Raw genomic sequence first — 14,174 nt, 5'->3', positions numbered from 1 at the left:
GAGAAGAAACGAGGGGAACGCCTGATTGACCGAGAACTTCCCGTATACTATAATGACAATGTTATGAAAATGAGGTGAATTGGCGTGTTTGAACGTTTGCAATCATTAGATGAGCGTTATGAACGATTAAATGAATTGTTAAGTGACCCAGAGGTCATTAGCGATTCGAATAAGCTACGTGAGTATTCGAAAGAGCAAGCAGATATGGAAGAAACGGTCCAAGTGTACCGTGAGTATAAAACGGTCATGGATCAATATCAAGATGCGAAAGAGATGCTCGAAGATAAGCTTGATGATGAGATGTACGCGATGGTGAAAGAAGAAATTGATGAGCTTGCAACACGGAAAGAGGACCTAGAAGCCAAATTAAAAGTCCTCTTGCTTCCGAAAGATCCGAACGATGATAAAAACGTAATCGTCGAAGTTCGCGGGGCAGCAGGTGGCGATGAAGCCCAGTTGTTCGCGGCAGACCTGTACAAAATGTACGCTCGCTATGCCGAAGCCCAAGGATGGAAAATCGAAGTGATCGAAGCTTCTTCAACTGAGCTCGGTGGCTACAAAGAGATTATCTTCTCTGTCAATGGGAAAGGGGCTTATTCAAAATTAAAATATGAAAATGGAGCTCATCGCGTTCAGCGTGTACCACAGACGGAGTCGGGTGGCCGGATTCATACATCGACTGCGACGGTGGCCGTGTTACCTGAGGCAGAGGAAGTGGAAGTAGACATCCATGAAAAAGACATTCGTGTGGACACATTCGCTTCCAGTGGTCCAGGAGGCCAAAGTGTTAATACGACAATGTCTGCCGTCCGCTTGACCCACTTACCGACAGGGATCGTGGTTTCATGTCAAGACGAGAAGTCACAAATCAAAAATAAAGAAAAAGCGATGAAAGTTCTTCGCGCTCGTATTTACGATAAGTTTCAACAGGAGGCGCAAGCGGAATACGACCAAACGCGAAAATCGGCCGTTGGGACCGGAGATCGTTCAGAACGGATTCGGACTTATAACTTCCCGCAAAGCCGCGTAACCGACCACCGCATCGGTTTGACGCTGCAAAAGCTAGAGCAAATCCTTCAAGGAAAGCTCGATGAAATCATTGAATCGCTTATCGTTCATGAGCAAGCAGAGCTCATGAAACAGCAGGAAGATTAAGGCGATGCGAGTCCATGAAGCCCTCCACTGGGCTTTTTCTTTTTTGCGGGAGCGTCAACTAGAAGAACCAGTCGCTGAGATGTTGCTTCGACACTATTTACAAATGGATCGCGCCCGCTTTTTGGCGAGCTTCCATGAAGAGCTTGACGGTGAGCTTTTTCAGCGTCTAGAAGAGGACTTAGTTGCTCATGCCTCAGGCGTTCCAGTCCAGCATCTTATAGGGGTGGAATCTTTTTACGGGCGACAGTTTCAAGTGGATCGGCACGTACTCATTCCTCGGCCGGAAACAGAAGAGTTAGTGCTTGCAGTGTTGAAGGAGATTCGTCGTCAGTTCAAGAAAGAGGAAGAGATCACTATTCTAGATATTGGTACAGGAAGCGGTGCGATCGCGGTAACATTAGCATTGGAAGAAGAACGGACCAATGTGACAGCAGTTGATATTTCTCGCGATGCATTGCAAGTGGCCGCTGATAACGCGCGCAGGCTCGGAGCCAACGTCCAATTGATTCATGGCGATTTAGGAGAGCCATTTCTAAAGACAGGGGAGCGCTTTGATGTCATCGTTTCAAATCCACCTTACATCCCAACGGTGGAGAAGGAAACGCTAGCGGTCCATGTCCGAGACCACGAACCAGCCTTAGCCTTGTTTGGTGGGGTGGATGGTCTTGATGTTTACAGGCGGCTCATGAGTCAACTTCCGTCCCTAACGAAAGAGGAAAAAGGAATGGTCGCTTTAGAAATTGGGACTGGGCAAGGGATGGATGTAAAAAAGCTTATGCAAACAGCCTATCCGAAAGCGGTAGTAGACGTTCTGTACGATCTAAACGGCAAAGATCGAATCGTCCTCGCCTATTGGAACGAGACATCATACTAGTCGAATTTGTCGAAACAATTCACGTTTAAAAAGAACCACCTTCGTCGAGACTTGTGAACAAGACGAAAGGTGGTTTTTCAGATGAATCATAAGGTTGTTATCTATCTATTATTCTCTCTTTTTGTGTTAGTGTTATCATACGAGTCGCAAAGCTACCATGCCGCTTTGGCCCACCATCAAGAAGTAGGGGAAGAAGAAGCAATACGCTTACGGATTCTTGCCAACAGCGATGCGATTAAAGACCAAATGGTAAAGCGAAATATCCGTGATGTTGTGAACGGGCAAATCACAGAATGGGTAACAGGGCTAGATGATTTGGATGACGCAAAACAAATGATCCGAGAAAATCTACCGGAAATTGATCGAATGGTAGAGTCCGAATTAGCGGCCCTCGGGCTAGAACAAGATTACACAGTATCCTTTACGCAAGCGCAGTTTCCGACAAAACTATATGGTAATATTGTTTATCAAGCAGGTATTTACGATACTGTTTTGATTACGTTAGGGGAAGGAAACGGTGAAAACTGGTGGTGTGTACTATTTCCGCCGTTATGTTTTCTTGATATGGCTAGCGGAGACGCCGTGGATGCATCTGATGAAGAAGAGACAGTAGAGGAAGAGGTGGAAGAGGAACAAGATGATGTCGTTGTCTCGCTCTTTATCGTTGAACTCTTTTCTTCTATCATTGAACGAATCTTTGGGACAGCGTCATAATTATCCCTTTACCACATAGAATGGTAGCAATAGGCTAGAGAAAGGGTGTTGCCGGTGAGTTTTGTGATTCGCAAAGCATCGGAAAAAGACTTGCTACCGATTCAGCGTCTGCTCGCAAAAGCAGGATTGCAAGAAGGGGCGATGGAAGATCATCTCAAGGATTTTCTCGTCGTAGAGAACGAGAATCACCAAGTAATTGGCACGGTAGGGGTGGAGTGTTTCGGAAAGGAAGGGCTGCTTCGATCGCTCGTCATTGACGCTCCCAATTGGACAAGCTATAGGAGTCTGGAATTTCTCCAAGTTGCTCTTGCCCATGCGAAGGAAAAAGGTGTAGAGACTGTATATCTTTGCGCGAAGCAAGCAAGTGAGCTCTTTGCGATCCTAGGATTTAAGCAAATGGACCAAGATCAATTGCCTGAATCGATTAAAACCTCAAGCCATTTCCGCCAAACAGCTGCAAAAGAGATTGCTGTCTTCTCATGCCAATTATAACTAATAGACGAAAGTAAAATAGAGATAGTTATCCACAGCTTGTTCACATAGGGTGGATAACTATCTTTTTGTTGTGAAAAAAATAGAATGAAAACAAGGTAATCGCTGCAGAAATTCTCTTCATTGACAATGGCCAGGGGAAAACGCAAAATGGAAAGATAGGAGTGAAAAAAAGATGAGTTATAAACAGACGAACCACTGGATTGTGGATAATAATCAACATATCAATAAAAACAGTAACGAAATCAAGGAAGCAGCGTTGTGGATAAAAAAAGGTGAGCTTGTGGCTTTACCAACAGAGACCGTTTATGGACTAGGGGCGAATGCTTTGTCTGATGAAGCGGTACAGAAAATCTTCATAGCGAAAGGGCGTCCGAGCGATAATCCACTTATTGTCCACATTTCAAGGAAAGAACAGTTGCTACGTTTAGTTTCGCATATCCCCGATTCGGCCAATCTGTTGATAAATGCTTTTTGGCCAGGTCCGCTGACGATCATATTCCCGAAAGGAGAGGAAGTATCAACCGTTGTTACAGCTGGACTCGACACGGTTGCAGTTCGAATGCCGAGTCATCCTGTTGCACAAGCGCTTATTGAAGCCGCAAATGTACCAATCGCTGCGCCGAGTGCAAACCGATCAGGTAAGCCGAGTCCGACGTCAGCCACTCATGTTCTTGCTGATTTACGAGGCAAAATCGCGGGTGTTGTCGATGGAGGACCGACAGCAGAAGGGGTGGAATCGACTGTGATTGATTGTACGACGACACCGCCGATATTGTATCGCCCAGGCGGGGTGACTAGGGAGCAGCTAGAAGCGGTACTCGGGCCGATTCGAATCGATCCAGCCCTTTTAGGGAAGGACGAGCAACCAAAATCTCCAGGCATGAAATATACCCATTATGCACCAGAAGGGGAATTGACCCTTGTTGAAAATCAAGCGGCGATTCAAACGTTTGTGGATAAGTGGCGAGAGAAGCAATTCAAAGTGGGGATTATGGCAACGGATGAACACAAACAAGATTACGATGCCGATGTCATCCTCTCGGTCGGTAGTAGGAACGATCTAGCAGAGGTGGCGCACAATTTATATCACGTGCTCCGCCAATTTGATGAACAAAAGGTGGATGTCATTATAGGCGAAACGTTTCCTCGAGAAGGCATAGGGGTGGCGATCATGAATCGGCTAGAAAAAGCTGCCGGTGGAAGGATTATTCAAAGGTAATTCGTTTCATACAAGCTGTCGTAAATCTCCTCGGACATGCATATGATAAAGTAGTGCCTCCATGCGTTCAATCATGAAGGTGCGAGTGCCATGAACGAGGAGTGATGAAATGGTTGAAGAGCTAATTGCGTTATTGATCATGGCTAGTGCCCTCGGGATGGACGCCTTTTCCATTGCTCTAGGTATGGGGACGCTTGGTCTCCGGTTCAGTCAAATGTTTAAGGTGGGGCTCACGATTGGTGTGTTTCATGTGATTATGCCCCTCATGGGTATGGTGGCAGGGAAGCTACTATCTGCCCATTTAGGGTTATTTGCAAACTGGTTAGGGGCAGGTCTATTACTATGGCTCGGCCTCGTGATGATCGTCTCACCGTTTCAAGAGAAGGAACGAACCTTTGTCGATCCGTCGGGTATTGGCTTATTTGTGTTTGCGTTAAGCGTAAGTCTTGATAGCTTATCAGCAGGCTTAAGCCTCGGCATGGTAGGGGCGAAAATGGCTTTAGCAGTTGTGGCGATGGGAGTTATGAGCACTGTACTTTCATGGCTTGGCCTCTTTATCGGCATGCGCTTCCAACGTTATGTGGGCCCTTACAGTGAGCTTCTTGGCGGTTTCATTTTATGCGGATTTGGCGTAAAATTGCTTCTCCCCTACTAAAAAAATCTCCATTTTACACACGCAAATATAGAATACCGGTTTACTTGTGCGTTATAATACAAATAGTTAGAAAAAGATAGGGATGATCGTCCCTTTTTTATTTGAATTTTTTTTAAGACTTTTGACCTTGTTGGCTGAAGGAGGTGGAGACTCACTCATGGAATGGAATAAGGTACTGTTCGTTTGCACTGGGAATACGTGCCGAAGCCCGATGGCTGAAGCCCTTTTTCGGCAAAAATCAAAGGGAAGCGTTGAGGTAAAATCTGCTGGTCTGTTTGCTTTTTCTGGAGGCAAAGCATCAGAAGGAACGACTGCCGTCTTAAAGGAACGGGGAATTTCCTTTGAGCATACATCAACGCCTCTGACGAAAGAACTGGTTCAGTGGGCTGATCTCGTACTAACGATGACAGAAAACCATAAGCAACAAGTGATCGCTCTTGATGATGAAGCGAATGGAGAAAAGGTGTTTACCTTGAAAGAATTTGCGTTAGGAGATTCCGGTAGCCTTGATATTATCGACCCATTTGGTGGTTCTTTAGAGGAATATCGGCAAATGGCCCATGAAGTAGAGATGTGTGTGGAGGCATTGCTAGAAAAGACAAGGGAAGAACAAAGAGGAGATGAAGCGGATGACGGCAACTAAAAAGTACAGAATGAGTATAGGAAAAAAGATTGCCCTTAGCACAGTATCGGTTTCGATGATCACGTTTGGAATAAGTGCACTGCTCATTTTACTGTTTGACGAATTTTTTGGAGATTTAACGGGCGTAAGTGGAGGCGCTTATATTGCAATTGTACTTATTTTAGGAGTCATCTGGAACGGAATTCTAGGATATGTCGCCTCCTCGTTTTTTATTGCGAAACCTCTTTCCGCATTAGAACGATCTGCACGTAAGGCGGCTGAAGGTGATATACATAACGACGTAGCTGTTTCAAAATCGGATGATGAGATTCGCTCACTTGGACTTGCTTACAATGAAATGCTTGCAAGTCTTCGCAGCATGGTAAATGAAATCAATGCCAATTTTGTTGAAACGGATGCGAAAGTAAAGGAGATGAATACAGCTGCCCAGCAATCCTCCGATCGAGCAGAGCAAATTGCGATGACGATGAGCGAAATTTCCAAAGGGGCAGAGAATTCAGCAGAATCGGTTCAACAGACAGCCGAAGCGATGGATCAAGTGAACCAAATTGCGGAGCAAGTGCAGGAACGGATGGAAAAATCCCGTCAATCCTCCAATGAAATGGTGAAAACATTGGCGGATAGTCGAAAAGTGATAGACTCCCTTGTCCTCGGGATTAAGCAGTTAGCTGAAGATAATGAAAAGTCGTTAGATTCTGTTGGGCGTTTGGAAGAGCAGGCAAAGGAAGTGGACGAGATTATTTCCCTTGTCGGCGATATTGCTGAACAAACAAATCTACTTGCGCTTAATGCATCGATTGAAGCGGCCCGAGCAGGAGAACACGGTAAAGGTTTTGCCGTTGTTGCCGATGAAGTTCGGAAGCTAGCAGATGAAAGCGGCAAAGCGGTTCAAGGTATTTCTAATTTAGTCCGCAACATTCAAGAGGAAGTAAAGCATGTAGTCACTCAAATCGGCACCCAGGTTGAAAAAGCTAAAACCGAGTCAGAAAAAGGTACCGCGACTAACCGTGCGATTCAAGAAGTGGAGACGTCTGTACGTGAAGTGGCGAATGTGATTGAAGAAATATCAGAAATGATGAAAACACAAACGAAGGCGATTCGTGAAACGGCAAAGCAGACCCAAGAAGTGGCCGCGATTGCAGAAGAAACGTCAGCTGGAGCACAGCAAGTTGCAGCAGTGACTGACCAGCAAACGAACGCCGTACAAGAAATGTCAACTACCGCCAACATCCTTTCCAAGCAAGCAAAGAAGCTAAAGCAAACAATCGAAAAATTTATTATCGAATAGGGAATAGCAGATTTTTCAGGACGACAAGCTATGGTATGATAAAGTGGAACTTCAATCAGGGGGTTATCTCCACTGAACGTTAGTGAGACCAACCGGATTGTTACTGGCGCGTAACTTCTTGTATCTCTCAAGCCTTGAAAGGGAGTCTTAGCGCCAGTTAAATGGCGATGGAACAGGAAAGACGAAAGTGAGGGAATGTGGATGAAAGTAGCGATTGGCTCCGATCATGGGGGCGTCAACATTAAAAACGAAATCATTCAATTGATGGAAGAGCTCGGCATGCAATATGAGGATTTCGGTTGTGATTGCACAACTTCTGTTGATTATTCGGATTATGCGATCCCTGTTGCAGAGAAAGTGGCAGCCGGTGAATTCGACCGGGGGATCTTAATTTGTGGCACAGGGATTGGTATGTCCATTGCTGCCAACAAAGTAAAAGGCATTCGCTGCGCCCTATGTCATGATGTGTTCAGTGCAAAGGCGACTCGCGAACATAATGACAGCAACGTGCTTGCGATGGGGGAGCGAGTCATTGGGCCTGGACTTGCTCGTGAAATTGCACAAACGTGGCTAACGACGGAATTTGAAGGTGGCCGGCATGCTCGGCGCATCGGAAAAATTGCAGAGTACGAAGGCTAAAAGGAGGCGCAGCATATGAGCGGTAGCTTGATGACGATCCAGCAACAACTTGAAACCGTGCTTGGTGACCTTCAGAAAGCGAAGCCATTGTCTAGCAAACATTTGCTTGTCATCGGTGTGAGTACAAGTGAAGTAGCCGGGAAGCAGATTGGAACGAATAGCTCAAAAGATGTGGCTGCAGCGCTGTATGCAGCCCTCTTTTCATATCAACAAAAAACAGGTGTAGCCCTAGCGTTTCAGTGTTGCGAGCATTTAAACCGGGCGCTAGTGATGGAGCGTGACGAAGCAGAGGCCCGCGGATATGAAGAAGTGGCTGTGATTCCTGTTCGAAAAGCAGGGGGAGCGATGGCGACTTATGCTTTCACACAATTCCGTGACCCTGTCATTGTGGAACAAATCAGGGCGGATGCAGGCATTGATATTGGTGATACATTTATCGGCATGCACTTAAAACAGGTTGCCGTTCCGGTTCGTAGCTCCATTTCAGCCATTGGAGACGCCCATGTAACCATGGCTTACTCTCGACCGAAACTGATTGGCGGTGTGCGCGCCAATTATGAACGAACAGAAGAACATGAAAGTTTTCGCTGTTAATTTCAAAATTATGCGGAAATGAACTACTTTTTCATGTTATGATGTGGTTGAATCGGTGGGAGAGAGTGAAAAGCCGAATATTTCATACAGAGGAGAGGAGAACGAGATGAGTACGTTACAGTCTAAAGATCCAAAAGTATTTGAAGCTGTGCAGCAGGAGCTAGGTCGCCAACGCGACAAAATTGAGTTAATCGCATCCGAGAACTTTGTCAGCGAAGCCGTTATGGAAACACAAGGCTCTGTCTTAACGAACAAATATGCGGAAGGCTATCCGGGTCGACGTTATTATGGTGGTTGTGAATATGTGGATATTGTCGAAGATTTGGCACGGGATCGAGCAAAAGAGATATTTGGTGGCGAGCATGTCAATGTCCAGCCTCACTCAGGTGCACAGGCGAACATGGCTGTCTATTTTACCATTTTAGAGCATGGTGATACTGTTCTTGGTATGAACTTGTCCCATGGTGGTCATTTGACCCATGGAAGCCCTGTAAATTTCAGTGGTATTCAATACAACTTTGTGGAGTACGGTGTGGACAAGGAGTCCCAACGTATCGATTACGAAGAAGTGCGTCGTTTGGCGAAGGAGCATCAACCAAAAATGATCGTAGCAGGTGCCAGTGCGTATCCGCGCGAAATCGATTTTGCGAAGTTTCGTGAAATTGCCGATGAAGTTGGCGCTTACCTCATGGTGGACATGGCCCACATCGCTGGCCTTGTAGCAGCTGGTCTTCATCAAAATCCAGTGCCTCATAGTCATTTCGTGACGACAACGACACACAAAACCTTACGTGGCCCACGTGGTGGTATGATTATTTGCAACGAAGAATTTGCTAAGCAAATCGATAAATCGATTTTCCCTGGTATTCAAGGTGGACCGCTCATGCACGTGATTGCAGCTAAGGCGGTAGCCTTCGGTGAGGCGCTTCAGCCTGAGTTCAAAAGTTACGGTGAGGCGATCATTCGCAATGCCAAACGCCTAGGTGAAAAGCTGACATCGGAAGGTATTGACCTTGTGTCTGGTGGAACAGACAATCATCTTCTTCTCCTTGACTTGCGCAGCCTTGGGCTAACAGGTAAAGTAGCGGAGAAAGCTCTTGACGATGTGGGGATCACAACGAACAAGAACACGATTCCATTCGACCCTGAAAGTCCATTTGTGACAAGTGGGATTCGAATCGGAACAGCTGCTGTGACATCTCGTGGCCTTGATGAAGAAGCAATGGATGAAATTGGCGCGATTATCGCATTAACCTTGAAAAATGTTGATAACGAAGAGAAGATGAATGAAGCGAGAGAGCGAGTGGACGCTTTAACTGCGAAGTTCCCAATGTATCCAAATCTTTAAAGCAGATAATCGGGTGAACCGTTAAGGTGGTTCACCCGATTTGTGTGTTGTTTGTCTTCTTTCGTGCACTTTGTGATGACGGAAAAACCCCTTTTTTCAATTAGGATCTGATTGTGTGTGGGCAGGCGATCAATCCTGCGGGAAAAGCACAGCCGAAGACCTGAAAAGGTACTGTGTAAGCTTGGAAAGGCTGAAACGTTGCCGGTGGAAAGTGTCCGCGTAAGCGATTTCCACTCGTCGTTAATCTTTAAATCAAAATTCCTGCCTGTATAAACGGGGGAGAATTGCTATTTTAGTAAAAACTTTTGCATGATTCACCTTGAACCTCATCTGATTTTCAAGTAGAATCGTTCAAAGGGTCAATGTTTGTCAGATGATTCTTTGAAGGATCGCACCCTCGATATTAACGGAAAGGAAGTAAGGAAGATGAGCAAAGTTTATGTGTTCGATCATCCCTTAATTCAGCATAAGCTTACGTACATACGTGATAAATCTACTGGAACAAAAGAGTTTCGCGAGCTTGTCGATGAAGTAGCAGCGCTAATGGCGTTTGAAATTACCCGCGATCTCCCATTACAAGAAGTAACGGTTGAAACTCCAGTAGGGCCAGCAATCTCGAAAAAGATTGCAGGAAAAAAACTTGGACTTGTTCCGATTTTACGAGCAGGGCTTGGCATGGTCGATGGAATTTTGCGCATGATTCCAGCAGCCAAAGTAGGGCATGTGGGGCTTTACCGCGACCCAGAGACATTGCAGCCGGTCGAATATTATGTGAAGCTCCCAACCGATGTGGAAGAACGTGAATTGATTGTGATCGACCCGATGCTTGCAACAGGTGGTTCTGCAGTGGAGGCGATCAACTGCCTGAAGAAACGAGGCGCTACGAGCATTAAGCTCATGTGCTTAATTGCCGCACCAGAAGGGGTGGAAGTGGTCAAAGAAGCTCATCCGGATGTGGACATTTATTTGGCAGCTCTCGACGAGAAACTAAACGAAAAAGGGTATATTGTTCCTGGCTTAGGCGATGCAGGAGATCGACTATTTGGAACAAAATAAATAAGAAAGTAAAAGGCGGCTCTGGACTATGAGCTGTCTTTTTTCACATCCATAAAGTTGACGTTTAAGCAAGTGGACATCATTCGACCTTTAAAGCCCTCCTCAATCGAAGCTTTTCTAATGAAATCCGCTGCAAGGGAAGTAATCATCTACAAGTTACATACATGATCATGAGGGAATTTCTCCATACTAAAAACAGACTTTTTTTCTGTGAAAGGGTGTCCTTCATGAATAGCTTACGAACTGCCTTTCTTTTAGGGATGACCCTAGTTTTGTTTGTCGTATGCTTACCGAACCCATATGCGCTTGCAGTGGAAAAGCCGAGGCAGCTAGCGGAAGATGAAACAGTTGTTATTGTACTGACAAATCGTGATTTAGAAACAACGATCAAAGATGTGGAGCGATCAATACCGTCGGGAGAATTACGGATGACGTTTCGATTGCTTAACGGTTTTTCTTTTCAACTGCCAGAAGAAGAAGTGGAAAAGTTAACAACAGTAAGTGGAGTAGAACGCGTTGACCATGTCATGACGTATGAAGCAACGATTAACGAGAGTGCTCCTTTTATTGGTGCAGAACAGGTTCGCGGAATGCTTGATGAAGAAGGTGTTCATTTGACAGGTAAAGGGGTAAAAGTAGCGGTTATTGATACTGGCATCGACTACACTCACCCTGATTTACAGAGCAGCTACAAAGGAGGCTACGATTTCGTTGATTACGATGATGATCCGATGGAGACGATTGCCTCTCAAGGACCTCCTACCCTCCATGGTACCCATGTATCCGGAATCATTGCCGCAAATGGACAAGTGAAAGGAGTAGCGCCAGAAGCGGAAATATATGCTTACCGTGCTCTAGGTCCTGGTGGACAAGGAACGACAGAACAGGTGATTGCGGCCATTGAGAAAGCCGTGGAAGATGGCGTCGATGTGATTAACTTGTCGCTTGGGAATACGGTGAATGGTCCAGATTGGCCGACAAGCCTTGCGTTAGATGCGGCAGTAGAAGAAGGAGTTGTCGCGGTAACATCAAATGGCAATAGTGGCCCAAACATGTGGACTGTAGGTTCCCCAGGGACTTCGAAAAAGGCGATATCTGTTGGGGCTTCTGCGCCTCCATTAAATACTCCTTATTTAACGGCCTTTGGGGAAGAGAATGAAATTAGCTTATACCCGTTCAGTGGCGGGCTTCCGTGGGCGTTTAAACGAGATTTACCGATGATTGACGTTGGATACGGTACAGAAAAAGAGTGGGAAGGTGTAGATGCGGAGGGCAAGGTTGTTCTCATTAAACGAGGCATGGTGCCATTTACCGAAAAGGTCATGCATGCCGTAGCCGCCAAAGCAAGAGGCGTGATTATTTACAATAATACCCCAGGTCCTTTCACCGGTATGATTGAGGGAGGGGTTAACATCCCTGTTGTCAGTATTACACGCGAGGACGGTGAGTTTTTACTGGAACAGCTCGAACTCCAAAAAAATAAAGAGCTCACCCTTCGAACGATCTACCGAAAAGAAGAGGACTTCGTGGCTCTTTTTAGCTCAAGAGGTCCTGTCACTCATACGTGGGATGTGAAGCCTGATGTGGTTGCACCAGGTGTATCCATCGATAGCACCATTCCGAACAATGGATACTTAGGATTAAATGGAACGAGTATGGCAGCACCACATGTTGCGGGGGCAGCGGCCCTAATAAAGCAAGCCCATCCAGAGTGGACACCTGAGCAAGTGAAAGCTGCGCTTATGAATACGGCAAAAAAGCTCGTTGATCAAGAGGGAGTCCCCCATGAGATTCATGAACAAGGAGCTGGAAGAATACAAGTGGATAAGGCTGTTGCTGCAACGAGTCTTGTTTATCCTGGCGCCCTATCGTTCGGAAAATGGTCGAAAGATGATTTGCGTGAAAAACGGCCGGTTACACTGACTATTGAGAATCATGATACGGTTAAGCGAACATACCATATCTCCCCTCCTTTTGATGTGCCTGATGGAGTTGAATGGGCAGTGCCCTTCGCGATTACGTTAAAACCGGGAGAGGCGAAAGAGGTAACGGTTGAAATGGATTTGATGCCATCGGTGTTAGCAGCAGGAATCCATCAAGGTGAGATCGTTGTGCAAGGAGGAAAAGAAGACATCGTTGTACCTTACGTGTTCTTTATTGAGGAGCCGGACTATCCACGTGTGATGGCGTTCCATTTTGAACACGGTGATAAACCTAATTCCTATCGTTACGAGCTATACTTACCAGGTGGTGCTGAAGAGCTATCGATTGATTTTTACGATCCTGATACGTTCGAATTTGTGGCGACTCTCGATAAAAAAGTGGAGGTGCCTCGCGGGATGCTACAAAATGAGTTTGAAGAGCTAGACTTGAAAGATGGCATTTATCGCGTTCTTGTGACCGCAATACAAGATGGGCATCAAGATACGATCGAAACGTTTATCATGATCGGTGAAGAATTGTTGCCACCAAAAGCGCAAGAAGATGAAGAAAGTAAATAATATCCAAAAATGACAGCGAAAAAATTAAAGGTAAGGGGTTACAAATGGTGGTTAGAAAGTACCCCTTACCTTTCCAAATCCTTAAAGGAAAGTTTTTGTCTAAATTGTGAACAGACGAACATTAAACGTTGCTGGGCAATTTTTGTTTGGAAAATACATTGACATGAACATAACCCTATTGTACGATTACAAAGGGTATAATGAGAGGGTTTACACGTTAAATATGAAGAAACCTTCAAGGATATTCAAAGCGAAGTCATTTATGCTTATGTCATCGTACGAGGTGTAGATGGGTACAAGTTTAGCTTTGAATTCCGACTTTTTGAACATCTTAAGTAAACCGCTTTAAAGCCAGTTAAAGAAGGAGTGGCGACAGATGCCACCAAGAAGCAAAAGTCCTTGGCGAGCGATTGGACTAGTTTCGGTCATTTCCTCTTACATAGTTGGTGGAGTTGTTACTGGTATGTTGATTGGTAGATTTCTTGACAACATGCTAGGGACCGAACCAATACTCTTGATTTTATTCCTTTTGTTAGGGCTTGGCTCAGGCTTTTACGGTGTTTTTAAGGTGGTTCAACCGTATTTAGGAGACGATGACTCATGACGGTGCATGAAAAAATGAAAGGCTATAGCCTGGTTACTGCATCCATGGCGACTATGTCTCTCCTCGGCTACTTTGCAACACCCTACCCATCTTATTTCCTTGGATTTTTCGTCGGTTTGTTTTTCGGTTTTCTAAATCTTTGGACAACCTATCAAAAAGCGTTAGTGATTGGGAAAATCCGTCCCGCTACTTCGACGAAACGATCCTTCCTTTCGTATACCCTCGCAGGGGTTAGCATGGCCATTCGAATCGCGTTTGCTTTAGCGGCTGTCGCTTTGGCATTGCATTTTCCAAAAGCGATTCATCTGTTCTCAGTAATTGCAGGGTTTTCCCTGATATATGTCATTATTCTATTTGATTTGATCTTACAAACTGTGCGAAAGAGGTGA

General features: G+C 45.4%; 15 protein-coding genes. All 15 read left to right on the top strand.

Features of this window, described 5'->3' with window-relative positions:
• Positions 1-84 precede the first annotated feature (84 nt).
• The 15 genes from prfA (at position 85) to FED51_RS19220 (ending at position 14,174) form a co-directional block, all read left to right on the top strand.
• Positions 85-1,155: a peptide chain release factor 1 gene (gene prfA / locus FED51_RS19290; protein WP_010899900.1), complete on the top strand. Its 1,071-nt coding sequence runs from the start codon at positions 85-87 to the stop codon at positions 1,153-1,155.
• A 4-nt stretch (positions 1,156-1,159) separates the two neighbouring features.
• Entirely contained in the window at positions 1,160-2,029 is an 870-nt protein-coding gene (gene prmC / locus FED51_RS19285) for a peptide chain release factor N(5)-glutamine methyltransferase (protein ID WP_053430155.1), read from the top strand.
• Between the two features lie 81 nt (positions 2,030-2,110).
• A complete protein-coding gene (gene spoIIR, locus FED51_RS19280) occupies positions 2,111-2,743 on the top strand; it encodes a stage II sporulation protein R (RefSeq protein WP_053430156.1) in 633 nt (210 codons plus the stop codon).
• Between the two features lie 54 nt (positions 2,744-2,797).
• The gene (locus tag FED51_RS19275; protein WP_010899897.1) at positions 2,798-3,235 is read left to right on the top strand and encodes a GNAT family N-acetyltransferase; all 438 of its coding nucleotides are present in this window, start codon (positions 2,798-2,800) and stop codon (positions 3,233-3,235) included.
• Between the two features lie 175 nt (positions 3,236-3,410).
• Entirely contained in the window at positions 3,411-4,457 is a 1,047-nt protein-coding gene (locus FED51_RS19270) for an L-threonylcarbamoyladenylate synthase (RefSeq protein ID WP_010899896.1), read from the top strand.
• Between the two features lie 109 nt (positions 4,458-4,566).
• The gene (locus FED51_RS19265) at positions 4,567-5,112 is read left to right on the top strand and encodes a manganese efflux pump MntP (RefSeq protein ID WP_010899895.1); all 546 of its coding nucleotides are present in this window, start codon (positions 4,567-4,569) and stop codon (positions 5,110-5,112) included.
• Between the two features lie 157 nt (positions 5,113-5,269).
• On the top strand, positions 5,270-5,755 hold the full coding sequence (locus FED51_RS19260; RefSeq protein ID WP_053431910.1) for a low molecular weight protein arginine phosphatase: 486 nt from the start codon (positions 5,270-5,272) through the stop codon (positions 5,753-5,755).
• Positions 5,742-7,043, top strand: coding sequence for a methyl-accepting chemotaxis protein (locus tag FED51_RS19255; protein WP_053430157.1), 1,302 nt, complete (start codon positions 5,742-5,744; stop codon positions 7,041-7,043). The genes FED51_RS19260 and FED51_RS19255 overlap by 14 nt, the downstream gene beginning before the upstream one ends.
• Positions 7,044-7,244: 201 nt before the next feature.
• A complete protein-coding gene (gene rpiB / locus FED51_RS19250) occupies positions 7,245-7,682 on the top strand; it encodes a ribose 5-phosphate isomerase B (protein WP_010899892.1) in 438 nt (145 codons plus the stop codon).
• 15 nt (positions 7,683-7,697) lie between these two features.
• Positions 7,698-8,276 carry a TIGR01440 family protein gene (locus FED51_RS19245; RefSeq protein WP_053430158.1) on the top strand — a complete coding sequence of 193 codons (579 nt, stop codon included), beginning with the start codon at positions 7,698-7,700 and terminating at the stop codon, positions 8,274-8,276.
• A gap of 106 nt (positions 8,277-8,382) precedes the next feature.
• Positions 8,383-9,624 carry a serine hydroxymethyltransferase gene (gene glyA, locus FED51_RS19240; RefSeq protein ID WP_053430159.1) on the top strand — a complete coding sequence of 414 codons (1,242 nt, stop codon included), beginning with the start codon at positions 8,383-8,385 and terminating at the stop codon, positions 9,622-9,624.
• Between the two features lie 426 nt (positions 9,625-10,050).
• On the top strand, positions 10,051-10,680 hold the full coding sequence (gene upp, locus FED51_RS19235; RefSeq protein ID WP_053430160.1) for a uracil phosphoribosyltransferase: 630 nt from the start codon (positions 10,051-10,053) through the stop codon (positions 10,678-10,680).
• A gap of 227 nt (positions 10,681-10,907) precedes the next feature.
• On the top strand, positions 10,908-13,181 hold the full coding sequence (locus FED51_RS21645; RefSeq protein ID WP_010899888.1) for a S8 family serine peptidase: 2,274 nt from the start codon (positions 10,908-10,910) through the stop codon (positions 13,179-13,181).
• Positions 13,182-13,557: 376 nt separating this feature from the next.
• Positions 13,558-13,785 carry an AtpZ/AtpI family protein gene (locus FED51_RS19225; protein ID WP_010899887.1) on the top strand — a complete coding sequence of 76 codons (228 nt, stop codon included), beginning with the start codon at positions 13,558-13,560 and terminating at the stop codon, positions 13,783-13,785.
• Positions 13,782-14,174 (top strand): ATP synthase subunit I, encoded by a 393-nt coding sequence (locus FED51_RS19220; RefSeq protein ID WP_053430161.1) that lies wholly within the window; start codon positions 13,782-13,784, stop codon positions 14,172-14,174. Before FED51_RS19225 ends, FED51_RS19220 begins: the two co-directional genes overlap by 4 nt.

Origin of the sequence: Halalkalibacterium halodurans, assembly GCF_005671335.1 — a bacterium.
Classification (GTDB): Bacteria; Bacillota; Bacilli; order Bacillales; family Bacillaceae_D; genus Halalkalibacterium; species Halalkalibacterium halodurans.
The sequence above is the reverse complement of the archived record's forward strand: the minus strand, read 5'-3'. Positions and strand labels throughout refer to the sequence as shown.